Here is a 25,468-nt window from a genome sequence, read left to right on the forward strand (position 1 = left end):
AACGAATACGCCCTCCTAAATATAATTAATTCTCTTTATACTTTACCCATTCAGATTCGCGTGGTGGCGGCGCTGGCGGTAGAGGTATAACTCCACCACAAGCCATAGCAGCACCAGGCTATACTCCAGCGCCACGAGCAGCAGGTCCTCGCGGTAGGCAGGGGTGCGGTAGGTGGCGTAGGAAAGTATGGCCAGCCCCGTCCAGGTAATGGCGAAGCGGAAGTGGCTCATCACGGTCAGGGCCAGCAGCGTGGTCAGGTACCAGGGGTGCACCGTGGTAGAAAGCAGCAGGTATACCGTCAGGGCCGCTCCCATGTAGCCAGCCAACCTCCTCACCGACCCCAGCTTTTTAACCGAAGCCATACTTAAAATGGCGATAAGGGTAACCAGCGAGAGCAAGGGGCCAATCAGGGCAATGGCGTTGTAGCCCACCAGCCGGAAGCCAAGCCAGCGCAGCAGGTAATAGATGCTGGCGTTAAACTCGAATTTCTGGAAGTATAAATCCAGGCTCTGGGAGATGTTCTGCAGCACCTGCAGGTTTACGAGCGGCGCAAACTGGGCTACCACCGTTATCAGCACCACGGTGCCGTAAAGTATAAATTGCCGCCAGCCCAGCTTGCGCAGCACAAAGGGCAGGAACATAAGCGGCAGCAGCTTGGCACCAATCGCCAGGCCAAAGGCAAAGCCCGACCACACCAGCCGGTGGTAGAAGAGCTGGTAGAGCGCCAGCAGCAGGAAAAAGATCATCAGCGCCTCGAAGTGCAGGTTTCCCACCAGCTCAATAATCACCAAGGGGTTGAGGGCGTAGAGCAGCACGTGCTTTTCGGGCAGGGCCATTTTGCGGAGCAGGCGCCAGAGCAGCAGTATACTTCCCGCCTCGGCCAGCAGAAGGATTAGCCGCATCACCACCACACTGCCCAGTATACTGTTAGGCGAAAGCTGCGCCGCCAGCCAAAATACCGCCTGCGCCACCGGCGGGTACACGCTGTAATAATTCTGGGAGTTGAGCTGGGCAAACAACTCCTGCGTAATGCCCGGCACCTGCGGCGCCTCCGGCTGCATCAGGAAGGTGGGCAAGTATAAGTAGGGATTTATCCCGGCCGCCAGCAGCCTACCATCCCACACAAAGCGGAAAAAATCATCGGTCAGGGCAGGGGTGGCGAACAGAAAGATGAGCCGGAAAAGTATAGCCGCCACTAGGCAGTGCCGCAGGTTAAGGCGCTGCCTGTTGAGCTGCAGGTAAGCGATAAAAGCGACGGTGTAGAGCAGCAGCAGCTGAGTGAAATCAGCGCGCGGGGTGGCATAGGCCAGCACCACATAAGCCACCGCCGAAACAGCGAGGGCTGCATAGCTTAGTGCGTTGCTCTTTGCGGCTACCATACGTTACTGGGCTTCTGCTACCATAATTTTACCCGATACGACGAAAGGCGTCTACAGGTATCTAAATATGGTAAGTATGATTTTATACCCGGCCATCACTGTACCCTTTACGGTGCCCGAAACCTTGGACACGCCGATGCGCCTGCGGTACGAAACGGGCAGCTCCGTATACTTTACTTTCTGCTTGGCCGCCTTTGCCTGCATCTCCACCGTCCAGCCATAGTTACGGTCGCGCATGCCCAGGGACAGCAGCGTGTCCATCCTTATTGCCCGGAAGGGGCCAAGGTCGGTGAACCGCGCGCCGTAAAGGAAGCGGATAAGGGTAGTGGCCAGCCAATTCCCGAAAATCTGCTGCGGCATCATGGAACCGCTTTCGCGCTGCCCCTGCGCCCTGGATCCGATCACCATGTCGACCTGCCCCTGCACAATGGGCTGCACCAGTTGCACCATCTCCTCGGGGTAGTCTGAGTAGTCGCCATCCAGGAAAACGATGATGTCAGGGCGCGATTCTGCGGGTTTGGCGGCAGCGTAGGCAATGCCCTTGAGGCAGGCGTTCCCGTAGCCGGGATTGGGCTCGTGCAGCACGGTGGCGCCTGCGGCAGCGGCAACCTCGGCGGTGCTATCGGTGGAGTTGTTGTTCACCACAATCACATCCGCCACAAAACCTGCAGGGATATCCCGCACCACCTGGGCGATGGACTGCTCCTCGTTGTAGGCCGGGATGATAACGTTAATGCTGGGGCTCGGTGTCATACTGTTGGCAAAGATGCCCAAAATCCTTCACACCACATTCCGGTGCCTACACTTAATAAAGCGCTGCTTCTTTTAGGTTCTGAGGTTTGTGGTATTACCTTTGCACCGAACTTTTTGCCTGTAAGCAGGTTATACATTTTAAAACTTATCGCAACACGTATGAAAGAGGAAGCCATAAAGGTAGGAGACAAAGTGCCTGACTTTGAGCTGGAGCGCCAGGACGGGGGCTTTTTTCGCCTGTATGACCTTGTCGGGAAGAAAAACATTGTGCTATACTTTTACCCGAAAGACAGCACACCCGGTTGCACCAAACAAGCCTGCGAGTTCCGCGACCAGTACGAGGTGTTTCAGGAGCAGGGGGCCGAGGTGATAGGCATCAGTTCAGACTCTGTGGCATCGCACCAGAAGTTTGAGAAGGCGTACAAACTTCCCTTCACGCTGCTAAGCGACACAGACGGGCAAATCCGGAAGCTGTACAAAGTGCCGCGCAAGCTGGGGCTGCTGCCGGGCCGCGTTACCTATATCATCGACAAGGAGGGGGTGCTGCGCTACATCTTCAACTCCATGACCAAGCCGCTGGAGCACGTAAGTACAGCCTTGGAGGTGCTGCGCGAGATAAACAGCGAGGAAAAGCACTACAAGAAAGTATAAACAACCCGAACGTATAGGATTCTAAAACAAGAAGGGCCTCCGGATGCACCAGCACCGGAGGCCCTTTATACTTTCTGCGGCTGTTTTTATGCCTTAAGGAGTTGTCTTGGTTTTCAGCTCAATAAGCTCCAATGTTTTGCCGTTCTTCAGCTCCACTCTCAAGAAGCCGTACTCCTTGCTGAAGAGCACCTTTGTAGGGTCCGTGTCGGCTGTTGGCGTAGCCGTGTACTCATATACATTAGAGTATGGTTTCCCGTGTATTACTTCCTCTTTGGTAACGTCAGTGTTTTTAATTTCCCAGGCTACTTTGCTGCCCACCCCGATCTTCACGATAAGAGAGTCTGGCTTTTTCAGGATGTAAGTGCCCATGTAAGGCAGTTTACGCTCTTTGTCCTCAATGATGTTGGTCAGCTGCGTGTCGCGCTTGTCGATACACTCGTCGTTGATGGAGTAGCCGGCGCCTGGCACGTTCTGCACATAGGTTCCGGTGCGCAGGTACATAATAGTATCATTATCGATTTTGAACAGAGCGGTGTCGTTCTGGCCGTACACCAGCCATTTGGTGTCCTCGACGGTAGGTTCTGTGATGGAAATCTCGCCGCAGCTCTCGCAGGAGGAAAGGGTGGCGGAGGCAAACAGCAGCAGCAAAAACGATGTTACGGTAGTCTTCATGGTAGAATGACGAGTAAAAGATTAGGTTCTAATGTACAGAATAATTTTAGCTTTTATCTACTACACAGACCCCGGTACAGGGGCGAAGGGTTGCATGGGGCAGAATTTTTAATCACATTTTCTAAAAGCAGTGTGTCGCTTGCCCGGCGTGTTGCAGTCAGGGCACCAAAAAGCCGGCACCCGAAATTAAGTCAGTTTCGAGTGCCGGCTTCACCAGAGGCTCCAGTGCCTTACTTTTTGACAGGTATGGGCTGCGGCTTTAGCTTCGGCCTTAAGAGCAACCAGGCAAGGGCACCGGCTATCGTGCCGGAGAAGAACGTCAGCAGGGTTATTACCAACCCATTCAGACCGCGTTGCTCGGCATCGAAGTATACGTAAGCCAGTATCATTCCCAGCAGCACCAGGTACAGTCCTACCAGTGCCAGAAAGAGCACGTTGGTTATATCATAAGTAATCGGTTCCATAACATGTGTGCTAAATTGTATAACTACGAAGGGTGTATCTCACCCTTCTATACTTCTTAAACCGATTTGCTGCCGTAATGTTTATGACTATAAAAAGAATAGTATAGGACTGCAGGATACTTTTACATGTTATTTTTGGATTCTGCCGCAAAATGGTGGAAAAACAGCGCTTACATTTCTTGCACAGCTATACTTGACAAGGCGCAAAGGCTGTGAGACAGCGGGTTAAAGACCGCCTCACAGCCCGGTGAGATGTTTTAAAGTATACTATTACTGTGGCTGGTGCTGCTGCAGCTGCCGGAGCATGATCTCTGTCAGGTAGCTGCCGCTGTAGGGGCCGAAGAAGTTCATGCTGCGGGTTTCATACTCCTTCAGGTTGTAGTATTTATCGGGCGTGATGTAGCCGATATAGCCTCCGTTAAAGCTTGTGACAATCGCCTGCTGGCCCTGTTGCTGCGCCTGCGTTGAGATATTGGCTACAAACTCACCGGAGTAGTCGGCAGGGGCGCCCAGAAACACCACATCGCCCACCTGCAGGCTGGTCACGTAAGCCGGATGCTCGCCAAAAATGCTGTTGAATAGGAAAGGAGCCATCCGCCATCCCTTGCCAATGCGCCAGCTGGGCTTTGGCAGCTCCAGCTCCACCCGTCCGTAACCCAACGTGGAAACATACTTTGTTTCTACACGCCGCAGCTCCTCCCGCAGCAGTTTGGCCAGCCGCTCGCCCACCGCCTCGGTGCTTGCGAAAGTATCGCCTTCAAAGTATACGGTGCTGTGGCTGCCCACCGCGCCGGCCGAGAAAGAGGCGAAGTCCACACGCTCCTCCAGCACATCCACCAACACGCCCGGATAATCGCGGGAGAGGGTAGGGTCGTCGGAGGGAAGTATGGTGGGGTGCGCCGAGAAAACGGAAAGTATGGCCGTACTGCCGTCCTGCCGCTCAAACTTCAGGAAGCGAAGTTCCGTGTCGCGGTTTTGCTGGCGGTCCTGGTAATAGGGGTTGTCCGGGTCGTCGAGCAGGCGGTTCTTGACGAGGCTGGCGGCGCTGGTGCTGCCGAAACCGATTTTGGTGGGCTGCAGTTGCTGGCGGGCCAGCTTCATACTTTGCACTATCTGCTGCGCCAGCCGCTCCACCAGTTCTTCATCATACTTGCCCGACATCAGCTTGATGCCCAGCTTTTTTCCCCACCCCCCGAAACTGGTATGGCTGTGGGTGGCGGTCAGGTACACCTGCTCCGGTTTCAGGCCCAGCGCCGGGTATACTTCTTCCAGTTCCTGCAACACCTCCATCGGCACAATCAGCAGGTCCAGGGCCACGTAATAGGCCTCCGTCTGGCCATTGCTGAAGGCAAACGTACGCGCCCAGGCCGAGTCGTGCACCTGCTCGTAGGCCATGCCCAGGCGCTTGCCATAGCCTGCCAGCGGCGTGCCCACAGGCGGCGTGATGTTCACCTTCGCCCAGCCCACCTGCACTGTGTCGCCGTGGCTTATGATAGCCGGGGTTTCGTGCAGGTCGCTGATGGTTTCCTGGTAGTAGTCCGACTGCTGGTAAGGGGTGCGATCGAGAGGGCGCACCACGCAGGCCGTGAGCAGCAGCAGGAACAGCATCGCAAACAGCAACCTGTAGCGCCAGGCTCTCTTGGGTTTTTCGGAACTCATGGAATGGGGCAGCAGCAAAAACCTGGCCTTAGTTTTTCAGCGTTTCTACGTCAGGGAGAAGGCTGGCCTTGTCGGGAGTGGTTTTGTTAGCCAGAAAACGCAAGTCGTCGGCAGCGGGGTGCTCAAACACCTCCAGGTCAAAGTACTTCACAGCGGCCAGCAGGTGGTCAAAAATATCGGCCATAATCTGCTCGTAGTACACCCAGCGCACGTCGTTGGCAAACAGGTACAACTCTATCGGCATGCCGGTGGTGGTAGGCTCCAACTGGCGTACCATCATGGTGAGCTCTTTGTGCACGTTCTCGTTCTGGGCGATGTAGGCGCTGGCATAGGCCCTGAAAATGCCCACGTTGGTCATGTTGCGGCCGTTGATCAGCAGGCTCTTGTCGATTTCATTTACCTGGTTGTAGTTGTCTATGCGCGCCTGGCGCTCCTGCAGGTAATCTTTGATCAGGTGGATTTTGCTGAACCGCGCCACATCCTCCTGGGACACATACTTTATACTTGAGATCTTGATGTGGATGGAGCGCTTAATGCGCCGGCCACCCGTAACCTGCATGCCGCGCCAGTTCTTAAACGAGTCTGAGATAAGGTAGTAGGTCGGGATGGTGGTGATAGTCTTATCCCAGTTCTGCACTTTCACCGTCGTCAGGTTTATTTCTACCACGGCACCGTCGGCGCCATACTTTTCCATCGTGATCCAGTCGCCGATGCGCACCATGTCGTTGGTGGAAACCTGGATGCTGGCCACAAAGCCAAGAATGGTATCCTTAAAAACGAGCAAAAGTATGGCCGAGGCCGCACCCATGGCCGTGATGAAGGCCCACACCGACTTTCCGGTGAGCGTGGAAAAGATCATCAGGCCACTGATAATAAAGGCGATGATGATAAATACCTGGGCGAAGCTGTCCACAGGCTTGTCTCTGAACGTGTGGGTAGTCTTCAGGAAGTCGCGGCAGGTGCGCAGCAGGGCGTTAAAGATCCACAGCGACACCAGGATCAGGTAAATATCCGTCAGCTTTCTAACCCACGGGATCCAGGCTTCAAAATCGGCAAACACATAGGGGATGGCTTGCACAAAAATGGCCAGCGGCACTAGTTGGGCCACATGCAGCGCCGCCTTGTTTTGCAGCAGCAAATCGTCGAACTGCGTGGCTGTTCTGCTGGCAAACTTCTTTACCGCGCCTAGCATCAGCCTTCTGGTAATGGTGCAGCCGGCGTAGCCCAGCAGCAACACAAGCAGCAGCAACAGCAGCATGTTCAGGTACAAGGCGGTGCCGGCAGGTATGCCGAGTTGTAAGAGCTTGTCGTAAGTCCACTGGCTGCTTAGAGTGCTGGAAATGATGGTGTCCATGGGAGTGCTAAAGTTGAAAAATCTCTTAAATGGGGATGCAAAGATAGCAAAAACCGCTCAAAGGCCTATCGGGGCCATCTCTGTAAGGATACAGAAAGTATGATGCCAACGTGCATTTCGGCGGATAAAATTTTCAGGTTAGGCAATAAGGCTTAATTTTGACGTTTCTTAAATCCCGTGTTATACTTTGAAACAGCCGGGCAAAGGCTATTGTTGGCAGGAGGAGAGGGAATATTTTCACTTTTTTATACTTTTTCTGTCACAGCAGCCACCGCGCATCACCAGAAATTGGCTTATAGCATTATATGGAACCGAATTTAGAACATCTTTTAAAGATAGCCACCGAGCTGTCTGTTACCATTAAGCAGGTAGAGGCCACGGCCGGCTTGCTCGACGAAGGCGCCACGGTGCCGTTTATCTCGCGTTACCGCAAAGAGGCCACCGGTTCCCTGGACGAGGTGCAGATTGCCGCCATCCGCGACAGGCTGGAGCAACTGCGCGAGCTGGACAAGCGCCGCGAAAGTATACTTAAATCCATCCGTGACCAGGAGAAGCTGACGCCTGAGTTGGAGGCCCAGATTATGGCTGCCGAAACCATGGCCGCTCTGGAGGATATTTACCTGCCTTACAAGCCAAAGCGCCGCACCCGCGCTACCATCGCCCGCGAAAAGGGACTGGAGCCGCTGGCAGAGCGCCTGTTTGCCCAGGAGAACTTCGATGTAGAGGCCGAGGCCGCCAGCTTTATCTCGGAGGAGAAAGAGGTGAAGGATGTGAACGAGGCCCTGGCCGGCGCCCGCGACATCATGGCCGAGTGGATGAACGAGAACGCCGAGGCACGTGCCGCCATGCGCCAGCTGTTCGAGAAGCAGGGCGTGTTCAAGAGCCGTGTGATGATGGGTAAGGAAGAGGAAGGCCAGAAGTTCAAGGATTACTTTGAGTGGGAGGAGCCGATTGAGAAAGCGCCTTCGCACCGCATTTTGGCCATGCGCCGCGGCGAAACCGAAATGGTACTCATGCTAACCGCCCAGCCTGACGAGGAAGCCGCTTTGGCCAAACTCGAAAACATGTTTGTGAAGGGCAACAACGCTGCCTCAGAGCAGGTGCGTCTGGCTGCCAAGGATTGCTACAAGCGTTTGCTGAAGCTGAGCATGGAGACCGAGGTGCGCCTGAGCTCAAAGAAACGTGCCGACGAGGAAGCCATCCGCGTGTTTGCCGATAACCTGCGTCAGTTGCTGCTGTCTTCGCCGCTAGGCCAGAAAACAGTACTGGCCCTGGACCCGGGTTTCAGGACCGGTGTAAAGTCGGTGGTGCTGGACAAGCAGGGCAAGCTGCTGCACAACGAAACAATTTACCCGCATACCGGGCAGCACAAAGAGCAGGAGGCCGCCCAGGCCGTGCGCTACATGGTCACCCGTTTTGAGGTGGAGGCCATTGCCATTGGTAACGGTACGGCCAGCCGCGAAACCGAGGCCTTCGTGAAGAGCCTCAAATTGCCGGCTTCGGTGCTGGTGGTGATGGTGAACGAGAGCGGTGCCTCTATCTACTCTGCCTCTGAGGTTGCCCGCGAGGAGTTCCCGGACCAGGACGTAACGGTGCGTGGCGCTGTTTCCATTGGCCGCCGCCTGATGGACCCGCTGGCAGAACTCGTAAAAATTGACCCAAAAAGTATAGGCGTGGGCCAGTACCAGCACGATGTAGACCAGTCGGCCCTGAAGCACTCGCTGGACGACGTAGTGATGAGCTGCGTGAACGCCGTGGGTGTGGAGGTGAACACGGCCAGCAAGCAATTGCTGACTTATGTATCTGGTCTTGGCCCGGCCCTGGCGCAGAACATCGTAGAGTTCCGTAACCAGAACGGTCCGTTCCGCACGCGCACCGAGCTGAAGAAAGTACCGCGCCTGGGCGAGAAAGCTTTTGAGCAGGCAGCAGGCTTCCTACGCATCCGCGACGCTGCTAACCCGCTGGACGCCTCTGCCGTGCATCCGGAAAGCTACCCGATTGTGGAGCAGATGGCTAAGGATTTGGGCGTAACGGTGCAGGATCTGATGAAGAGCGAGGAACTGCGCAAAAAAATCAACCTCAAAAATTACGTAACCGACACGGTTGGTCTGCCCACCCTGCAGGATATCATTAGCGAACTGGCCAAGCCGGGCCGCGACCCGCGCCAGACCTTCGAGGCGTTCAGCTTTACAGAGGGCGTGAACGAAATCAAAGACCTGCGTGCCGGCATGAAGCTGCCGGGCATCGTGACCAACGTAGCGGCCTTTGGTGCCTTCGTGGACATCGGCGTGCACCAGGACGGCCTGGTACACGTGAGCCATTTATCTGACCGCTTTGTGAGCAACCCGCACGAGGTGGTGAAGGTTGGGCAGAAGGTAGAGGTAACCGTGCTGGAAGTAGACGAGAACCGCAAGCGCATTTCCCTCAGCATGAAAGGCGACCCGGCTGCTCCAAAGCCTTCGGGCGGCGGTCGTGGCAAGGGCGGCAACAAGCGCGAGGAAGAACCGATGAACGACTTCCAGGCGAAACTGGCACAGCTGAAAGGCCGCTTTAAGTAAGCTAAAGAAAGTATAAGGATAAAAAAGCCCCTGCTAAAGTATAGCAGGGGCTTTTTGTATTTAAAAAATTGGGCTCTGTAAAGATGGGGCGGAAATATTATTATAGTATAAAGTATATATATGATAACGTTTTTGGATATTTGCCACATCCAATCATTTTAAAACCTGTTTATGAAAAACAAATTTTTACTTACCCTGCTGTTTGTTGTGGCCCTAGGCTACACTTCCATGGCACAATCCGTTACAATTGGTCCTCGTGTAGGAGCTACTTTCGCTAAGGTGGCCATGTCAGAAGAGGAAGATGGTTTTTCCAACGATGATATCGACTCCAACGCAGGCTTGCAATTTGGCGCTGTGGCAAATTTCATGATCAATGACATGTTCTCCATCCAGCCAGAACTGCTTTACATACAGAAAGGCTTCAAGATTGGAGAAGATGAGTTCAGTGCCAAGCTCCGTTCGAACTATATTGAGGTTCCTGTTCTGGCAAAAGTATACTTTGGTACAGAGCAGCTGCGCGGCTTTGCGACTGGCGGACCCACTATAGGCTACTGGGCAAGCGGCAAAAACACCGCAAAATTCGGAGGCTCTGAAGCTAGTGAGGACTACGACTTTGATGACTCAGATAACCGTTTGGAGTTGGGTGCCAGCTTCGGCATTGGTGCTGCCTATAAAGTGGGCCAGGGAGAACTGAACCTGGACGTGCGCTATGGCCTTGGCTTTTCCAGCCTTTATGAAGCTGAAGGAGACGAAGCAAAAACAAGAAACCGCGTGCTTGGCGTTTCCCTGGCTTACCTGTTCAGCCTGTAACAGCATCTGATTTTATACTTTAAGGCGGCTCCTGCACCAGCGGGAGGCGCCTTTTTTATTGCACCGGAAAGTAAAAAGCATTTGCCACTTTACGTACTAGCTGGTGCAGTTTGGAAGTGGCTTTAAGGCTGAGTCTTTCTCTTGAATAACTTATAGCTTGTTGATGCACAGTGTATAACATAATTCGGATGTGTTTTTATATATAGAAATTGAATTATATTTCGGAATTTATATATAACCATTACTTTTGCACTGTATATTTTTAACAATTTAACTTTTAGTCTATGAAGACATTTTTACTAGCATTAGTAGCAGTTGTTATGACTGCGGGAACAGCCTTTGCACAGCAAGAACCTGGAAAGCTGAAACTGGGCGCCGGACTGGCTTACGGAACAGAAGCTGGCTTAGATGAGGATGGCGGAAAAGGGGGCTTGGGCATTTATGTTGGCGGTGAGTACTTCTTCACGGAGAAAATCAGCGCTGCTCCAAGTTTTACTTATTTCTTTAAGTCAAAGGCTGACTTTTACGGTGCAGAAATATCAGGTCAGGCCAGCACCTTAGACATCGACGGCCGGTATTACTTTGCAAGCACTGAGACGGTATCGTTTTATGGCATGGCAGGTCTGTCGGTGGCGTTTGCCAAGGTAGAATTTGATGGTGAAGATAGCTGGGGAGCCTCAGACTCGGCTTCAGACAACAAGGCAGGTGTTAACGTTGGGGCAGGATTGGTTTATCCACTCACCGAAACGTTGGACCTCAATGCCCAAATCAAGTATAACACGCCACTGGAGCAGCTTGCCATTCAGATTGGCATTGCCTTCCCAATTAACTAAACAACAAGTATACAGCAGCTATACTTTATAAAAAACGCCTCTGGGGTACTTGCTCTGGAGGCGTTTTATATTAGTCGGTTACGTGTCTTGTCTTAACCTGTAGTACTTCTGGTAATAAAGCCGCTAAGATACCTCATCCTTAAACCACTCCAGCGCGTCTTCCTCTTTCTCAAAGAATTGCATTTCAAAAGGGATGATGTCTCTGGCTTTGTCCATCATGTTCTCCAGGATGAGTCGGCTAAAAGTATCGGCAGGTTCTAAAAAGGCCATTTTGCGGAGAGATGATTCGGTGGCAAGGCGGGGAGCAATCACCTCATTGGCCCAAATCTGGTCCTCTATCGAGATAATGCCACTTTTCTGGTTATCTACCAGCCAATAAAGCAGGCGCTGGTTAATGGCAGTTTCCGTTGCCAGTTGCAGACCCTTTCGATACGTCTCGGAAGACACTGTGCCTTCTGCCTGTAGTACGATTAGATGATGCTCCGCCTCAGTATAAATATAGAAAGAAGGGGTGTTGAGCAGAACTATTTTAGGCAAAGGCATAGGTGCATGGGCAGTGGTAAGGATTAGTTGTTTAAGTAGTACGAAATCTGGGAAAAATAGTATACAGGTTTCAGCGAGCAACTTGTTCTTGTGCTTCGTCCAGCTTTGGCTCCTTCAGTTTTACCAGTAATTGGCCTGAAAACAACCCGCCTATACTTCCGGCCAGTCCGTAGAGCATGGGGCTTACGGCTGTGCTAAAGTATAAAGCCAGCAGCCATACGCCCATTCCGGCCAGCATAGAGAAAATGGCCGCTGCAGCGGTGGTTTTGCGCCAGAACATGCCCGCCACCAGCGGCACAAACAAGCTCACCAAGCTCAAAGCCGACGATTCGCTCACCAGTTCATGGATATTGCTGCGCATCAGCGCCATGCCCAGCGACACGGCTGCCACCAGCAACACGCTCAGCCTGGAAAGCAGCAGCAATCCCTTGTCGTTGATGTTGGGGAGGAGAGGCCGCAGCATGTTTTCGCTCAGCACGGCGGCCGGGGCAAGTATGGCGCCGCTGGCCGTGCTGATGATAGCCGACAGCAGGGCCCCGAAAAACAGTACCTGCACCGCCAGCGAGGAGGATCCCATTACCAGGCCGGGTACCAGCAGTTGTGCATCCTGTTGCAGCAGGTCCGGATGGAGCTCTTTGGCGTAAAGCGCCAGCACAAGGGGCATAAAGGCCACCGTCAGGTATAAAAAGCCGGCTGCGATGGAGGAGGCCACCGCCACCCGCTCCGACCGCGCCGACATCACCCGCTGAAACACATCCTGCTGCGGAATGGAGCCCAGCCCAATCGTGATCCAGAGGGCAAAATAGTTGAGCCAGCTGATGCTGTCGCGCTCCTGCGGCACAAACCGGAAAAAGTCTTCGGGCAGCGAGGCGGTTACCTGCTGTAGCGGCACCTCCTGCATCAACTCCCACGAAATAAACATCAACCCGACGATGATCATCACCGTCTGCACAAAATCCGTGACCGACACGGACCACATGCCGCCCATAAAAGTATAGCCCACCACCAGCATACTTCCCAGCACAACACCAGAGGCTGTGGAGATGCCGAACACCTGGTTCATGATGATGCCCAGCGCCACCATTTGCGCCGCAATCCACCCGAAATAGGAAACGATCATGAAAAAGCCGGCGATTTGCTCGGTCAGGCGGTTGTAACGCACCCGGTAGTAGTCGCCCATGGTGAGCAGGTTCATGCGGTAGAGGCGTTTGGCAAAGAACAAGCCCACCAGCACCAGGCAGAGCGCAGCGCCAAACGGGTCCTCAATCACCCCCAGCAGCCCGTGCTGCGCAAACTCAGAGGAGGCTCCCAGCATGGTTTCGGAGCCGAACCAGGTGGCAAATACCACCGCGGTGGAAATGTAGAAGGGCAGCTGCCTGCCCGCCAGCAGAAAGTCTGTGGTGTTTTTAACGCGTCTGGAGGCCCAGAATCCTACCCCCACGTTAAAGAGCAGGTAAAGCAGCACAAGAAGTAGAAGCATGGCTAAAGGTTAGAAAAGCGAAAATAAGCGATCCGGAAAAATGATAAAAGAGGAGGCTGCCGGCGAATGGTACAAAAGTGGATGGGTGCTGCATTTTTGGCAGCATACTTGCTATTATACTAGCCGTGCCGGAACCTGCGTTCTCAGGTATAGCCGCTTCATACCAAAGATTTACCATGCCATACTTCAAAAAAATAGCTGTAGTGCTTAGCCTTGTACTTGCCCCGGTGCTGGTGCAGGAAGCTGCAGCCGCAGCAGTGCCTCCTGCCGCTGTGGCTGTTCAATCCGATACCCGCGACATTGTGCAGGAGATCATTAACGTGGTGGGCCTGAAGCCCCGCTTCGAGCTGCGTGCCGCCGATATAGACAATGCTGCCGCTGTCATCTACAACGGCAAGCGGTACATCCTCTACAGCGAGCGCTTCCTGGATGCCATCAACAATGCCGTGCACACCGACTGGGCCGGCGTAAGTATACTGGCCCATGAGATAGGCCACCACCTGAACGGCCATACCCTGAGCCGCAGCGGCAGCAACCCCGCCGACGAACTGGAGGCCGATGAGTTCTCGGGTTTTGTGCTGCGGAAAATGGGAGCAAGCCTGGCCGAGGCACAGGCCGCCATTAATTTGCTTTCAGAGGAGGAAACCTCGCGATCGCACCCGGGCCGCAGTTACCGCCTGGCCGCTATCAGCAAAGGGTGGCGCAGCGCCGACGAGCAGCTGCTGGCCAGCGCCAGCAACCCCAAACCCGATAGCCGAGCCATAGAGCCAGCTCCACGGCAGCCGCGTGTAGCTCAGCAGCAGCCCACCGCTCAGTCGGCCTCGCTCAGCAGCCGCATGGTGCTCTCCAAGGTGGTGTTCAGCCAGGCCCCCCGCGAGCAGTTTTACCTCACCACGCGCCTCCAGCTGGTGCACCTGACCAAAGACGGCCCCCGGGTAATAGGGAAGCTGGTGAAAACCGGAGACGCGCGTTACCCTTATTACTTTAAAAGCGAGTACCTGAGAACTGTTTTCATTACCGAAAGGGGCGAACTGGTGAACAAACAAGGGCAGCGGGTAGGGCACCTGGCATAAGGTACAGCACAAAAGCCGCAGGGAAGGCCACATCGCAGGAAAGCGGGGTGGCCTTTTTTATACTTTGGAAATTAATATATTGCAGCAAAAAGTATAAAATCTCTAAACTATGAAAATCCTGAAACTGCCGCTATACCTTTCCCTGCTTATGCTGGTGTGTGCGTTCACTTCCTGCAACTTAAACTGCCTTCGGGGCGAGGGCGATGTGGAAAGCCGCACCCTGGAACTCGAGCGCCTCAGCGGTGTTGACGTTAGCGGCGGCACTAAAGTATACATCTCCAGGGGAGAGCGGCAGCAGGTGGAGGTAAGAGGACAGGCGAACATCCTGAACGAGCTTGAAACCGACATAAACGGCGACGGCACCTGGGAGATAGGCTTTAAGCAATGCCTGAGCAACCATGAAACCGTGGAAGTATACATTACGGTGCCGGAGCTGCACACAGCGCGGGTAAGTGGTTCCGGTGCTGTGGAGTTGCAGGATGTGTTCGAGAGCCGGGAATTTAAAGCCGGTGTGTCGGGTTCTGGTAAAGTGCTGCTGCGTCTGGCTGCCGAGAAAGTAAGCGCGCGTATCAGCGGCTCTGGCACAATTCGTGCGGCAGGTGTGGCCGACGTGCAGGACATCTCCATCTCGGGCTCGGGTAAGTATAACGCCTATGACCTGAACAGTCGCAGGGCGCAGGTGGATATTTCCGGTTCCGGCAGGGCAGAGGTAGCGGCAGAAGAGGAGCTGAAGGTGGATGTGAGCGGCAGTGGCCAGGTATACTACGCCGGCAACCCAAGCGTTTCTTCGGATGTGTCGGGCTCCGGAAAAGTAATGAAAAGGTAATTTTAGGAATGAGAATGAAGAAGATAAGTAACTACGCGCTCTTGCTGATGCTGTTGGTTTTTGGCTTTGCGTGTAAAACAAAGAACGATGTAGAGGCCTTTAAGGAGGCAAAGTATGATTTGCAAAGTATAGATCAGATGGAGGTGAACGGCGTTGATTTGCTTAAGAAGAAGCGCCCGCAGGATTTCTCCTTCAACGATGCCGCCACACTATACACGGCCTTCTCCCAGAACGCACTCAACGCGGTGTCCACCATCGGGCTGAACGTGGAGCTGCCCGAGGGGAGCCAGGAGCGCACCATGACGGTAACGCAACTCAAATGGCAACTGCTGGTGGACGACAAGCATACGCTGGATGGGTTGGTAAGCGAACCGGTAGAACTTAAAAACGGGCTGAACACCATCACCATCAGCTCGCCGTTAACTTTTGCCACGGACGGCGGCAACCAGCCAGACCTGAACAACCTGCTCCGCCTGGCCACGCTCCTCAACAAGGACAGCGCCGACCGGCCCAAGATAACCCTGCAGATAAAACCCACGATCCAGACCTCGGTCGGGCCCTTCGAGCTGCCTGCCTTCATCAAGATAAAAGGATAGTATAAAGACCAGGTTTGCCGCCTGGTCTTTGTGTTTCCGGAAGTTTATTTAAAATTTTATGATGGGTTTGTAACTTTTAAGGGAATGCAATCGTAGTGGCACGATTTTTAAACACCTTCTGTTGGAGTACTGAAGCAAATATCCAATTTTCAACCAACGAAGAAGATGACCTACAACGATTTAAAAACGGAAGAACTGTTTGTAGAAGCAAGTGCCATCAAATTTTACATGCGCCACTCAGGTTGGGTAAATCCGGGTGAGATTATAGGAAGCCGCAGTACCGTTACAGTCCAGGAAACCTATTCCTCCGATTCACATCACGATACTAGCAGCAATCAACCGCTCCGCCAGCGCAACTGGATTGAGTGGGTAAGGTCTCTGTAAGCTATAAGTTATTGCCAAAGGTAGCAGCCTCTGCTGTGCCGGTTTTCCGGTGTAGCAGAGGCTGTTTTATTTATACTTCTATTTATGACTTCTATACTTGCTGCATGGCAGTGAATCTTCTCCCTGGCGCAAGTCTTCCGCTGTTCCGGACATCCTTGTCCGGAACGAAGGCTGCTGCGGACTTCCAAGTCCGCGTAAGCTATACTTTTATACTTTGGCTATGCTTTACACTTAGCTATACTTCCATTCACTCGCTGGCGCGGGTTTGCAACCCGTGCCTACCTAAGATGTTGGGTTTTCCCGATATGCTTCGGGACAGGGCATCCCAACAGGCTTGAAAAGCCATGCTTTATACTTTGGCTATACTGTTATACCTGCGGTTTATACTTTCATAGCCACTGCTTCCTTCTGTTTGAACCAAGCTATACTTCCAAACCACAGTTCATCCTGTAGTTCCCACAAACATCTCGTTTCATTTCCCGCTTTGGTGCCCTCCTAGGCCGGGAGGCCTCGCCTTGGGGGAAGGGGCCCTCGATAAGGGCATCGCGCTGTGTTCCCTCCTTGCCTCGCTTCGCTCAGCATGCCCTTGACGGGCACCGGATCTCACAAGGCGCTCCACCCAAAGGCTGGGAATTTTTCGATAGCTACGGCTATTACTACTGTCCCCTTGAGGGGACTACAGGGGTGTAAAGCCAGTGGTAAAAGTCTTTGCTAAAAGTAAACACCCCTATTGTCCCCTCAAGGGGACAGTTTCTGTAGAACTTAACAGCCAAAGTCCCTCTTTGAAGGTGGTAGGGGGATGTAATCGTCAGCAAATGATTCCCCTCTTGGGAGTGGCTAGGGGTGGATTTATACTTTGTAGGGACAGGTCGCGACCTGTCCGTGCGAGACCAGCAACTATAAAACTTATACTTTAGTCGAAGTAATAACAGGCTCCCCGCCTTAGACTACCGAGAACGGGTGTTCGAAGGTAGCGAGCGCAGCTCTGAGGGGCCAGGGGTGGTTGGACCCGGTGTTGCAATCTGCTCAACTCCACACTTGCCAGAACCGCGTGCAACGCTTACCTTCGGTTTTTATACTATGAAGAAACTACTCATATTCGCTTTTATACTTGCTGCCCCTGTTTTGGGGCTGGCGCAGAAAAGTAAACCCGATGCCGCCGTGTTGCTGCGGGACGTAAAGGTGCTGGCCGCCGACTCCATGCAGGGCCGCTTAAGCGGCACGCAAGGCAATCTTATGGCACAGGAATACCTTCTGAAGCGTTTTCAGGAAATAGGGCTGAAGACGTTTAACGACACCTACAAGCAGCATTTCCGGATAGACTCCAGAAGGGCGCAGGTGGAACAGGCCACTAACCTGATTGGCTACATTTCCGGAAAGTCAGAAAAGGTGATTGTGGTAACGGCCCATTACGACCATGTGGGGCAGCGGGACGGGGATATCTACAACGGGGCTGACGACAATGCCTCTGGGGTAGGTGCCTTGCTGGCCGCAGCAGCGCATTTCACGAAACAGCCTCCCAAGCACACCATCATCTTTGCCGCCCTGGATGGCGAGGAACTTGGGCTGCAAGGTGCCAAAGCTTTCCTGGACAACCCGCCGGTGCCGCTGGCCAGCATCCTGCTCAACGTGAACATGGACATGCTCAGCATCAACGACAAAGGAGAGTTGTATGCCAGCGGCGCCTTCCATTACCCGCAGCTGAAGCCATACTTGCAGAAAGTGAAGCCCCGCAAGAACGCCCGCCTGCTCCTGGGTCACGACGATCCCGCGCTGGGCCGCGACGACTGGACCGGGCAGTCAGACCATTTCCGGTTTCATGAGCGGGGCATCCCCTACGTATACTTTGGGGTAGAGGACCACCCGCACTACCACAAGCCTTCGGATGATTACGAGAACATCAACCCAACTTTTTACCCGGATGCGGCGGCCCTGGTGATAGACTTCCTGGAGCTGATGGACAACCACATGGACCGGCTGCCGGCGCATACGCAATAGGCTGAAGGGGCTTTTGGTAACGGGGTGCGGCTGCCAAATATATGTTATACTTTAACTATTCTGATATTTCCATATATTTACTGTGGAACTGTCATCTTTCTGCCCGATAAAACGTAGAGAAGAGGGAAGTGAAGGCATTCACGTAGCCAATCGTTGGAGCGCCTGCGGGTGCTGCCTGCCTACTCAAAAAGATGTTTAACCTGTCTGATGATATGAACAGGAAACGATACTATCTGCTTACATTCTTACTTCTTCTCTTACTGAACCCCTGGGATGCCCTGGCGCAGCAATACCGCTATAAACGCGGGAGCAAGGAAACCAATGTGCTGGAGCGGGGTTGGGTGATACTGCTCGGAGGCGGGGTAACGGCCGTGCGCAGCGACATTTGCGGCAGCTGGGACTGCAACGACATTGGCCCGAACGTGAGCGTGGGCGGCCTGTATAAGATTTCGCCATACTTTGGCGTGAGCGGCACAATAGACTACGTAAAGTTGGGGGCCGTGGAGAAAAACCCGGAGGCACCGCTCAACATTGCCTTCGAGTCGGAGGTGATAGAGGTGGCGGCGTCTGCGGTGGTTAACCTGCTCGACAGTTACGCTGGCTCCGGCAACTACCGGGCTAAGCGCAAACGCTTTATCGTGCCCTACATCCGGGTAGGCTTGGGCGGTTTATACTACAATGCCACTTCCTTTCCTGCCGACCGCAAGCTCAACGACTCGCAGGTGACCTATGATCCGCAGCAGAAGTATCCGGCCTTCGCGGCAGTTGTTCCGGTGGGCGGGGGCATCCGGTTCTACATCAACGATGAGTTTAGCCTGGCCGGGGAACTCGGATACCGCATCACCAGCACCGATTTACTCGACAACATTCCTGCCACCCTTACCAACGGCTCCCGCAAGGATGAGTATGGCGTGCTGGCCATCAAGCTGCAGTATACTCCGGTTTTTAAAAACAAGATCTTCTCGAAGAAACCCTAGCAGCTTTATACTTAACCCCGCTAATTCTACCGCCGTAGAGGTAAGGGCAGGTGCACAAAGGCATCTGCCCTTATTTTTATACTTCTACCGCTATGGAAACAAAAGACAGAAATAATCTCTTCTGGCTGGCTGCCGGCGTAAGTGCGCTGGCTGTGGGGCGTGCCGTGATCCGGAGCCTTACTGCCTATGACTTTAACGGGAAGACCGTGCTGATAACGGGCGGCAGCCGCGGACTCGGGCTGGTGATGGCAAGACAGCTGGCTAAGGATGGGGCCAAGCTGGTGCTCTGCGCCCGCGACGAAACCGAGCTGGAAAATGCCCGCATGGAGCTGACCGGAAATGGTGCCGAGGTGCTGGTGCAGAAATGCGACGTGACCGACGAGCAGCAGGTAAACGATATGATCACCAATGTGCAGAACGAGTTTAGCCCGATTGACGTGCTGATAAACAATGCAGGTATCATCCATGCCGGCCCGGTGGCGGAGATGACGGTGCAGGAGTTTGAGGAGGCCATCAACATACATTATTGGGCACCGATTTACACGACCCTGGCTGTGCTGCCCGCCATGAAGTCCCGGGGGGGCGGCCGCATCCTCAATATTGCTTCCATTGGTGGCAGGATAAGTGTGCCGCACCTGGTGCCCTACAGCGCCAGCAAGTTTGCCTTAGTGGGTTTGTCGGAGGGTTTGCGGGCTGAGCTGAAAAAGTATAACATCCTGGTCACCACCGCTACACCGGGGCTGATGCAGACAGGCAGCCCGCGCCATGCCTATATCAAAGGGCACCATAAGCAGGAGTATACGCTATTCAAGATCATGGATTCCAGCCCGATTACCTCTATTCCCGCCGAACAATCGGCTCGCCAGATGCTGAACGCGCTGCGCCACGGCGATGCTACCGTGACCACTACTGCCTTTGCCACGATTGGTGAGTTGCTGCACAGGCTCTCACCGGGCCTTACTACGGATATACTGGCGCTGGTAAATGCCATACTTCCCGGCGAGGGGGGCATCGGGAAAAACAGGGCCAGGGGCTACGAGAGCGAAACGCCTTTGTCGGAGTCGTGGCTGACGGAGCGCACGCAGAAGGCTGAGGCCAGAAACAACGAAGTATAATTTTATACTTGTACAAAGTATAAATGGCCCTATACTTTATTTTCTAACTTTATACTTGCCACAACATTCACCCTTATGAATATCAAGAGCAGAGAAAAGGCCTATGATGGCTACTTTAAAATCTATAAACTAACCGTAGAGCAGCAGGGACACACCTTTACCCGCGAGCAGTTTGACCGCGGCGATGCCGTGGCCGCCTTGGTGTTTGACACCGAAAAGCAGCAATACATCCTGACCAGGCAGTTCCGGGTGGGCTCGGAGTCGGAGCTGGTGGAAGTGGTGGCCGGCATGGTAGATAAGGGCGAGCAGCCTGAGGAAAGTATAACCCGCGAAATTGAGGAGGAAACCGGCTACCACGTAGACAGGCTGCAGCACCTGCACACGTTCTATTCCTCGCCGGGTGGCACCACCGAGCGGGTCATGCTATACTATGCTGAGGTGACGAAGCAGAACGGCGCAGGCGGCGGCAACGCCCATGAGCACGAGTTCATCGAGATCCTGCACCTCAGTCCCGAAGAGCTGGACGCCCTGGAGACACCAGATGCCAAAACCATCATCGCGCAGCAGTGGGCTAAGTTGCACAGGAGGAGGTAGGATGCTTTCACAGTTCTATCAGCAAAAGTATAAAGTATAAAGTATGTAGGCTAAAACGCTGGGCGACAGCTGCTCTGCAGAACATGCCCGGCGGGTTTGGTGTTGCGCTTACATACTATTAAGTATAAGCTATACCTGCAGCGCTGGCTGCGTTCCAAAAAACGGGGTCGGCCAAAATGCTTACCTTTGCCCCCATGAGAATCCTGATAGTAGAAGACGACCCTACCCTGAACAGCAACATCATCAAAGCCCTGAAGCATGAGGAACTTCAGGCGGAAGGCGTTTTTGACGGTTTGCTGGCAGAGAAACTGCTGCGCAGAGAGGCCTACGACTGCATTGTGATGGACATTAACCTGCCCGGTAAGACAGGTTACGATCTATGCAAGGACTACAGAACCCTCAACACCACCACTCCGGTACTGATGCTGACCGCTTTCTCCGAGCTGGAGGACAAGGTGAAGGGGTTTGAGTGCGGCGCCGACGACTACCTGACCAAGCCATTTTACATGCGGGAGTTGGTGATGCGCGTCAAAGCACTGCTGAAGCGGGCAAACCAGCAGCAGACAGCTTCCAGCGTAAACGACATAATCGTGGCCGGGGATATCAGCATCCATACCGCACAGAAAAAGGTCACCAGGCAGGGCACGGAGATCGCGCTGACGCCGCGGGAGTACCAGATTCTGAAAAAGCTTTGCGAGCATGCCGGAGAAGTCGTTTCCAAAAAAGACCTCATCAGCGAGATTTGGGGAAGCGCCCTCGATGTAAACACGAACACGGTGGAGGTGTACGTAAACTTTCTGCGCAACAAGGTGGATAAGCCTTTTGAGAAGGAGAGCATCAAGACAAAAGTAGGGTTCGGGTACTTTATTGCGTTTGAATGAAGCTACAGAACAGAATACTTTTATACTTCTCCAGCACGGTCATCACCCTGACAGCCATTTCGCTTACTGTTATTTACCTGCTGTTTTCTGAGCACCGGGAGCAGGAGTTCCGGCAACGGCAGCGGGAGAAAATCAAGCTGACGATTGAGCTGTTGGCCAAGTATAAGGAGATGAGCGAGAACCTCACCGAGATGATGGACCGGCTCACCATCCACGACTTCTACGATGAGAAGGTGCTGATCTTTGACCGGCACAAGGACCTGATTTATGAAAGCGTGGACGACCTGCCCATCGCCAACAGAAACGCTATACTTACCCAACTGTCGCCTGCCATGCGGGAGATAGAAATAAGGGAGAACGGCTACGAGATTATCGGTGTCTACGAGGAAAGGGCGAACACCCACTTCTACGCCATCAGCAAGGCCTATGACAAGTTCGGCTATACTAAGCTCAACTTCCTGCGCAATACCCTGATCTTTATCTTTATCTCCATCTCTGCCCTGGTAGTTTTTATCTCGCTGTTCCTCTCCAGGCGTATTTCGGAGCCCATTATCCGGCTTGCCCGGAAGTTGGGTCGTTTTAAGGTAGGCGATAACCCCGACTACACCGCGCTTCAAACCAACACCTACGAGCTCAATTACCTAAACGAGAAGTTCCACCAGCTGCTCAAGCGCACCAACGAGTCGTTTGATTTCCAGAGACATACCATCCACCACATCTCCCACGAGCTAAAGACGCCCATTGCCATTCTGGTGTCTGAGCTGGAGCGAATCGGGCAACACCAACTCCCCGGCGACCTGAACCGGCAACTGGAGGAGCAGATTACGAACGGCAAATCACTGGGCGACATCATCAACACCTTGCTCGAAATTTCCAAACTGGAGGCTGGGCAGGAGGTTTTTACGCAGGCCGTTCGGGTTGATGAGCTGATTTTTGACTTAGTGGAGGGCTTCAGCCTGATTCACCCCAGCTTCATCTTCGAGCTCAACTTTATTCCGGAGAACATTGATGAGACCAGACTGGAGATAAGAGCCAGCAGGACGCTCCTGCGTCAGGCTTTTCAGAACATTCTGGCCAATTGCATCAGCTACGCGGATAATGGCACGGCAAAAATCAACATCGACTGCGCAAGCCCCAGCCAGTTAAAGGTGCAGTTTAGCAACTCGGGCCGGGCCGTCAGCCAGGAGGAGCAAAAGTACCTGTTCAACCATTTCTTCCGGGGGGAGAACAGCCGCGGCAAGGGCGGTTTTGGACTGGGCTTGGTGCTGGTCAAGAGAATCATCAACCTCCACCACGGCACCATTGAGTACGCGCACGCCGACAACCAATTCAATGTTTTCGAACTGACCTTCCCTTAAGGTAATTTTTATCCGCCTTAAGGCCTTTTTAATCTCGCTGCCCGGACCTTTGCCTGCAGTTAAAAGCAGCGAGGTAAAATGGATATCATTAAGTTCGGCACGTTATACTTTCTTCTTCTCTTATTTTCTTTCCCGGCCAGGGCACAGGATACACTAAGGCTCAGCCGTGAGCAGAGCGAGGCCCGCTTTCTAAAAGAAAATTTACTGCTAATGGCCGAGAGCCTGCAAATCTCGCAGGCAGAGGCCGTGCTGATGCAGGCAAAGCTGTGGCCCAACCCCAGCCTCTCTGTGGATGAGGTTAACCTGTGGGCAACCGACAGGCAGTTGCGTGTCTTCGGGGAAGAGCTGCAAGGGTTTAACGGAGGCAGCTTCGGCAAAAACCAGCAGATTAGCCTCAGCATTGAGCAGCTGGTGCTCACGGCAGGCAAGCGCAAAAAGCTGATGGCCCTGGAGCAGGTAAGCGTGGATAAATCACGGCAGTATTTCGAGGACCTGCTGCGCCACCTGAAAATGGAGTTCCGTGGCCAGCTGACCAACCTGCAATACCTGCAGCGCGTCAGGGATATCTATCAGGTCCAACTCAGTTCTGTACAGCAGCTCACCCAGGCCTACAAGCGGCAGGTAGCGCAGGGCAGCATCCCCCGGGGAGAGTACATCCGCCTGAAGGCGCTGGAGCTCGAACTCGCCAAAAACATCAGCGCGCTGAACGAAGACCTGAACGAGGCGCAAAAGGAGTTGAAATTGCTGATGCGGCTGCCCGCCACTACGCACCTGGAACTTACCGACGACGGCTATACCCGGGATACCCAGCAGCTGCAGGCGCTGGCACTGGAGCACCTGGTTTCGCGAGCCAAAGAGTCCCGGCCGGATTACAAACTGGCTGAGCTGGAGCAGACCTACTTCGACAAGCTTTATACTTACGAGCGCGCCCAACGGGTACCCGACCTGACGTTCAGTGGCGGCTACGACAGGGGCGGTAACTTCATGTATAATTTTGTTGGCTTCGGCGTCGCCATGGACCTGCCCTTCTTTAACCGCAACCAGGGCCATATTAAAGCTGCCAAAATCGGCAGGGAACAGGCGAAGTTACTCTTCCAGCACAAAGACCAAAGTATAGAAAGCGAAACGGTTTTGGCCTACCAGAACCTGCGCAACGCCCTGCACTTTTATAGCCAGATTGAGCCGGATTATGAGCAATCGCTCGATGAGTTGCTCAGCAGCTACACCCGCAACCTGACGGGCAGAAACATCAGCCTGCTCGAGTACCTCGACTTCATGGAGGCTTACCTGGAAAACAAGAAAATCATACTGGAGGCGGGCAAGGAGCTAAACGACAAAGCCGAGGAGCTGAACTTCGCTATAGGGCAGGATATCATCAATTAAAAACGGATAAGGAAGATGAAAATAACACAACATGCTGCTGGGGCCTGTTTGGCCGCACTGGCGCTCAGCGGGTGTGGCAGCAATAACCCGGAGGTGTCACAATCAGAGCGCGTGGAGGCGTTTTGTTTGGAAGACTCTTTCCGGCAGAAACTGGAGTTTGAGCAACCTGTCAGCAAGCAGGTAACCGAAGGCATCCCGCTTACCGGAGCCGTGGAGACCAACCCGGATAAGGTAGTGCAGTTCGTGAGCCTGGTGGGGGGCGTTATCTCCAATACTTATTTCTCGCTGGGGGATAAAGTGGCGAAAGGGCAGGTGCTGGCCGAGTTAAGAAGCTCCGAGCTGAGCAGCCTACAGGCCGAAAAGAATAACCTGGAGCTGCAGATGAAGGTAGCCGAGAGCAGGTTGCAATCGACTAAATCTATGTATGAGGATGGCGTTTCGTCGCAGCGCGACCTGCTGGAGGCGCAAAGCGAGCTGGACATACTCAAGTCCCAAATGCAGCGGGTAAACGCCAACTTGACCCTCTACAGCGCCAGCCCCGAGAAAGGCGTGTTCCAGCTAAAGGCACCCACCTCCGGCATCATCACCTCCAAATCCATCGCGGCCGGAACACAGATTTCGGCAGAAGGAGAGCCCCTTTTTACGATTTCTGACCTGAGCGAAGTATGGGTGATGGCCAATATCCATGCCTCCAACGTGCAGTATGTGCAGGAGGGTATGTCGGTTGACATCAAATCTCTTTCATACCCGGATGAAACCTTCAAAGGCAGGGTAGCGGCCGTGTCGCAAGTATACGATAATGAGGCCAGGGTGCTGAAGGCAAGGGTTGTGCTGCCCAACACAGACCTGAAGTTCAAACCGGGGATGCTGGTCGATGTGATGGCCCTGAAAGAGCAGGACTTGGAGGCCCTGAGCATCCCGACCAGGGCGCTGGTGTTCGACAATAACCAGGACTTCGTGATTGTGCACCGCTCGGATTGCGAACTGGAAATCCGGAAAGTGGAGGTCTTAACCAGCAGCAACGGCACCACCTTTCTCGCCGCCGGGCTAAAGGAAGACGAGACACTTGTTTCAAAAAATCAGCTTCTGGTTTACGAGCAGCTTAAGAACTTACAGGATTAGTACG

At 53.7% G+C, this 25,468-nt stretch carries 24 protein-coding genes; 16 read left to right on the forward strand and 8 right to left on the reverse strand.

From position 1 onward, the window contains the following. Positions 1–42: 42 nt before the first annotated feature. Positions 43–1,380: a polyprenol phosphomannose-dependent alpha 1,6 mannosyltransferase MptB gene (gene mptB, locus C8N40_RS05060; protein ID WP_108210697.1), complete on the reverse strand. Its 1,338-nt coding sequence runs from the start codon at positions 1,378–1,380 to the stop codon at positions 43–45. Positions 1,381–1,431: 51 nt separating this feature from the next. Next, positions 1,432–2,133 carry a glycosyltransferase family 2 protein gene (locus C8N40_RS05065; protein ID WP_108210968.1) on the reverse strand — a complete coding sequence of 234 codons (702 nt, stop codon included), beginning with the start codon at positions 2,131–2,133 and terminating at the stop codon, positions 1,432–1,434. Positions 2,134–2,292: 159 nt separating this feature from the next. Here C8N40_RS05065 and C8N40_RS05070 point away from each other — a divergent pair, with 159 nt between their 5' ends. Next, the gene (locus C8N40_RS05070; RefSeq protein ID WP_108210698.1) at positions 2,293–2,784 is read left to right on the forward strand and encodes a peroxiredoxin; all 492 of its coding nucleotides are present in this window, start codon (positions 2,293–2,295) and stop codon (positions 2,782–2,784) included. Between the two features lie 93 nt (positions 2,785–2,877). On the opposite strand, the gene C8N40_RS05075 is transcribed toward C8N40_RS05070, so the two are convergent. From C8N40_RS05075 to C8N40_RS05090, 4 genes are all read right to left on the reverse strand, one after another. Then, complete coding sequence (locus tag C8N40_RS05075; protein ID WP_108210699.1) at positions 2,878–3,456, reverse strand: hypothetical protein; 579 nt, start codon at positions 3,454–3,456, stop codon at positions 2,878–2,880. A 230-nt stretch (positions 3,457–3,686) separates the two neighbouring features. Beyond that, positions 3,687–3,920, reverse strand: coding sequence for a hypothetical protein (locus tag C8N40_RS05080; RefSeq protein WP_108210700.1), 234 nt, complete (start codon positions 3,918–3,920; stop codon positions 3,687–3,689). Between the two features lie 270 nt (positions 3,921–4,190). Beyond that, positions 4,191–5,579 carry a neutral/alkaline non-lysosomal ceramidase N-terminal domain-containing protein gene (locus C8N40_RS05085; RefSeq protein ID WP_108210701.1) on the reverse strand — a complete coding sequence of 463 codons (1,389 nt, stop codon included), beginning with the start codon at positions 5,577–5,579 and terminating at the stop codon, positions 4,191–4,193. Between the two features lie 28 nt (positions 5,580–5,607). After that, a complete protein-coding gene (locus C8N40_RS05090) occupies positions 5,608–6,933 on the reverse strand; it encodes a mechanosensitive ion channel family protein (RefSeq protein WP_108210702.1) in 1,326 nt (441 codons plus the stop codon). Positions 6,934–7,238: 305 nt separating this feature from the next. On the opposite strand from C8N40_RS05090, the gene C8N40_RS05095 reads away from it, so the two are divergent. The 3 genes from C8N40_RS05095 to C8N40_RS05105 all read left to right on the forward strand — a co-directional run bounded on the left by C8N40_RS05095 (position 7,239) and on the right by C8N40_RS05105 (position 11,134). Then, positions 7,239–9,491, forward strand: coding sequence for a Tex family protein (locus C8N40_RS05095; RefSeq protein ID WP_108210703.1), 2,253 nt, complete (start codon positions 7,239–7,241; stop codon positions 9,489–9,491). Between the two features lie 171 nt (positions 9,492–9,662). Next, the gene (locus C8N40_RS05100; protein ID WP_108210704.1) at positions 9,663–10,301 is read left to right on the forward strand and encodes a porin family protein; all 639 of its coding nucleotides are present in this window, start codon (positions 9,663–9,665) and stop codon (positions 10,299–10,301) included. Between the two features lie 284 nt (positions 10,302–10,585). Further along, positions 10,586–11,134: a porin family protein gene (locus C8N40_RS05105; RefSeq protein ID WP_108210705.1), complete on the forward strand. Its 549-nt coding sequence runs from the start codon at positions 10,586–10,588 to the stop codon at positions 11,132–11,134. Between the two features lie 123 nt (positions 11,135–11,257). On the opposite strand, the gene C8N40_RS05110 is transcribed toward C8N40_RS05105, so the two are convergent. Both C8N40_RS05110 and C8N40_RS05115 read right to left on the reverse strand, forming a co-directional pair. Beyond that, on the reverse strand, positions 11,258–11,671 hold the full coding sequence (locus C8N40_RS05110) for a SpoIIAA family protein (protein WP_170114021.1): 414 nt from the start codon (positions 11,669–11,671) through the stop codon (positions 11,258–11,260). Between the two features lie 76 nt (positions 11,672–11,747). Next, positions 11,748–13,157 (reverse strand): high affinity choline transporter 1, encoded by a 1,410-nt coding sequence (locus C8N40_RS05115; protein ID WP_108210707.1) that lies wholly within the window; start codon positions 13,155–13,157, stop codon positions 11,748–11,750. Between the two features lie 176 nt (positions 13,158–13,333). On the opposite strand from C8N40_RS05115, the gene C8N40_RS05120 reads away from it, so the two are divergent. The 12 genes from C8N40_RS05120 to C8N40_RS05170 all read left to right on the forward strand — a co-directional run bounded on the left by C8N40_RS05120 (position 13,334) and on the right by C8N40_RS05170 (position 25,464). Then, entirely contained in the window at positions 13,334–14,230 is an 897-nt protein-coding gene (locus C8N40_RS05120) for a M48 family metalloprotease (RefSeq protein ID WP_108210708.1), read from the forward strand. A gap of 109 nt (positions 14,231–14,339) precedes the next feature. Then, a complete protein-coding gene (locus C8N40_RS05125) occupies positions 14,340–15,056 on the forward strand; it encodes a head GIN domain-containing protein (RefSeq protein WP_108210709.1) in 717 nt (238 codons plus the stop codon). Between the two features lie 14 nt (positions 15,057–15,070). Further along, on the forward strand, positions 15,071–15,652 hold the full coding sequence (locus C8N40_RS05130) for a hypothetical protein (RefSeq protein ID WP_245904998.1): 582 nt from the start codon (positions 15,071–15,073) through the stop codon (positions 15,650–15,652). A gap of 165 nt (positions 15,653–15,817) precedes the next feature. Further along, positions 15,818–16,036, forward strand: coding sequence for a hypothetical protein (locus tag C8N40_RS22400; RefSeq protein WP_146173512.1), 219 nt, complete (start codon positions 15,818–15,820; stop codon positions 16,034–16,036). Positions 16,037–17,116: 1,080 nt separating this feature from the next. Continuing rightward, complete coding sequence (locus C8N40_RS05135; RefSeq protein ID WP_108210711.1) at positions 17,117–18,034, forward strand: M28 family peptidase; 918 nt, start codon at positions 17,117–17,119, stop codon at positions 18,032–18,034. A gap of 212 nt (positions 18,035–18,246) precedes the next feature. Next, entirely contained in the window at positions 18,247–19,011 is a 765-nt protein-coding gene (locus tag C8N40_RS05140) for an outer membrane beta-barrel protein (protein ID WP_108210712.1), read from the forward strand. A 92-nt stretch (positions 19,012–19,103) separates the two neighbouring features. Then, complete coding sequence (locus tag C8N40_RS05145) at positions 19,104–20,126, forward strand: SDR family NAD(P)-dependent oxidoreductase (protein WP_108210713.1); 1,023 nt, start codon at positions 19,104–19,106, stop codon at positions 20,124–20,126. Positions 20,127–20,201: 75 nt separating this feature from the next. Continuing rightward, on the forward strand, positions 20,202–20,720 hold the full coding sequence (locus C8N40_RS05150; RefSeq protein WP_108210714.1) for an NUDIX domain-containing protein: 519 nt from the start codon (positions 20,202–20,204) through the stop codon (positions 20,718–20,720). A gap of 194 nt (positions 20,721–20,914) precedes the next feature. After that, positions 20,915–21,601, forward strand: a complete 687-nt coding sequence (locus C8N40_RS05155) for a response regulator transcription factor (protein ID WP_108210715.1) — start codon at positions 20,915–20,917, stop codon at positions 21,599–21,601. Beyond that, positions 21,598–22,959: a sensor histidine kinase gene (locus C8N40_RS05160; RefSeq protein WP_108210716.1), complete on the forward strand. Its 1,362-nt coding sequence runs from the start codon at positions 21,598–21,600 to the stop codon at positions 22,957–22,959. The genes C8N40_RS05155 and C8N40_RS05160 overlap by 4 nt, the downstream gene beginning before the upstream one ends. A 78-nt stretch (positions 22,960–23,037) precedes the next feature. Further along, positions 23,038–24,342 carry a TolC family protein gene (locus tag C8N40_RS05165; RefSeq protein ID WP_108210717.1) on the forward strand — a complete coding sequence of 435 codons (1,305 nt, stop codon included), beginning with the start codon at positions 23,038–23,040 and terminating at the stop codon, positions 24,340–24,342. 15 nt (positions 24,343–24,357) lie between these two features. Next, positions 24,358–25,464 (forward strand): efflux RND transporter periplasmic adaptor subunit, encoded by a 1,107-nt coding sequence (locus C8N40_RS05170; protein ID WP_108210718.1) that lies wholly within the window; start codon positions 24,358–24,360, stop codon positions 25,462–25,464. Positions 25,465–25,468: the final 4 nt, after the last annotated feature.

This window comes from Pontibacter mucosus, assembly GCF_003054055.1.
Classification (GTDB): domain Bacteria; phylum Bacteroidota; class Bacteroidia; order Cytophagales; family Hymenobacteraceae; genus Pontibacter; species Pontibacter mucosus.

Coding starts and splice junctions, on each gene's coding strand:
- mptB (WP_108210697.1), bottom strand. CDS start 1,380: ATGGTAGCCGCAAAGAGCAACGCACTAAGCTATGCAGCCCTCGCTGTT.
- C8N40_RS05065 (WP_108210968.1), bottom strand. CDS start 2,133: ATGACACCGAGCCCCAGCATTAACGTTATCATCCCGGCCTACAACGAG.
- C8N40_RS05070 (WP_108210698.1), top strand. CDS start 2,293: ATGAAAGAGGAAGCCATAAAGGTAGGAGACAAAGTGCCTGACTTTGAG.
- C8N40_RS05075 (WP_108210699.1), bottom strand. CDS start 3,456: ATGAAGACTACCGTAACATCGTTTTTGCTGCTGCTGTTTGCCTCCGCC.
- C8N40_RS05080 (WP_108210700.1), bottom strand. CDS start 3,920: ATGGAACCGATTACTTATGATATAACCAACGTGCTCTTTCTGGCACTG.
- C8N40_RS05085 (WP_108210701.1), bottom strand. CDS start 5,579: ATGAGTTCCGAAAAACCCAAGAGAGCCTGGCGCTACAGGTTGCTGTTT.
- C8N40_RS05090 (WP_108210702.1), bottom strand. CDS start 6,933: ATGGACACCATCATTTCCAGCACTCTAAGCAGCCAGTGGACTTACGAC.
- C8N40_RS05095 (WP_108210703.1), top strand. CDS start 7,239: ATGGAACCGAATTTAGAACATCTTTTAAAGATAGCCACCGAGCTGTCT.
- C8N40_RS05100 (WP_108210704.1), top strand. CDS start 9,663: ATGAAAAACAAATTTTTACTTACCCTGCTGTTTGTTGTGGCCCTAGGC.
- C8N40_RS05105 (WP_108210705.1), top strand. CDS start 10,586: ATGAAGACATTTTTACTAGCATTAGTAGCAGTTGTTATGACTGCGGGA.
- C8N40_RS05115 (WP_108210707.1), bottom strand. CDS start 13,157: ATGCTTCTACTTCTTGTGCTGCTTTACCTGCTCTTTAACGTGGGGGTA.
- C8N40_RS05120 (WP_108210708.1), top strand. CDS start 13,334: ATGCCATACTTCAAAAAAATAGCTGTAGTGCTTAGCCTTGTACTTGCC.
- C8N40_RS05125 (WP_108210709.1), top strand. CDS start 14,340: ATGAAAATCCTGAAACTGCCGCTATACCTTTCCCTGCTTATGCTGGTG.
- C8N40_RS05130 (WP_245904998.1), top strand. CDS start 15,071: ATGAAGAAGATAAGTAACTACGCGCTCTTGCTGATGCTGTTGGTTTTT.
- C8N40_RS22400 (WP_146173512.1), top strand. CDS start 15,818: ATGACCTACAACGATTTAAAAACGGAAGAACTGTTTGTAGAAGCAAGT.
- C8N40_RS05135 (WP_108210711.1), top strand. CDS start 17,117: ATGAAGAAACTACTCATATTCGCTTTTATACTTGCTGCCCCTGTTTTG.
- C8N40_RS05140 (WP_108210712.1), top strand. CDS start 18,247: ATGAACAGGAAACGATACTATCTGCTTACATTCTTACTTCTTCTCTTA.
- C8N40_RS05145 (WP_108210713.1), top strand. CDS start 19,104: ATGGAAACAAAAGACAGAAATAATCTCTTCTGGCTGGCTGCCGGCGTA.
- C8N40_RS05150 (WP_108210714.1), top strand. CDS start 20,202: ATGAATATCAAGAGCAGAGAAAAGGCCTATGATGGCTACTTTAAAATC.
- C8N40_RS05155 (WP_108210715.1), top strand. CDS start 20,915: ATGAGAATCCTGATAGTAGAAGACGACCCTACCCTGAACAGCAACATC.
- C8N40_RS05160 (WP_108210716.1), top strand. CDS start 21,598: ATGAAGCTACAGAACAGAATACTTTTATACTTCTCCAGCACGGTCATC.
- C8N40_RS05165 (WP_108210717.1), top strand. CDS start 23,038: ATGGATATCATTAAGTTCGGCACGTTATACTTTCTTCTTCTCTTATTT.
- C8N40_RS05170 (WP_108210718.1), top strand. CDS start 24,358: ATGAAAATAACACAACATGCTGCTGGGGCCTGTTTGGCCGCACTGGCG.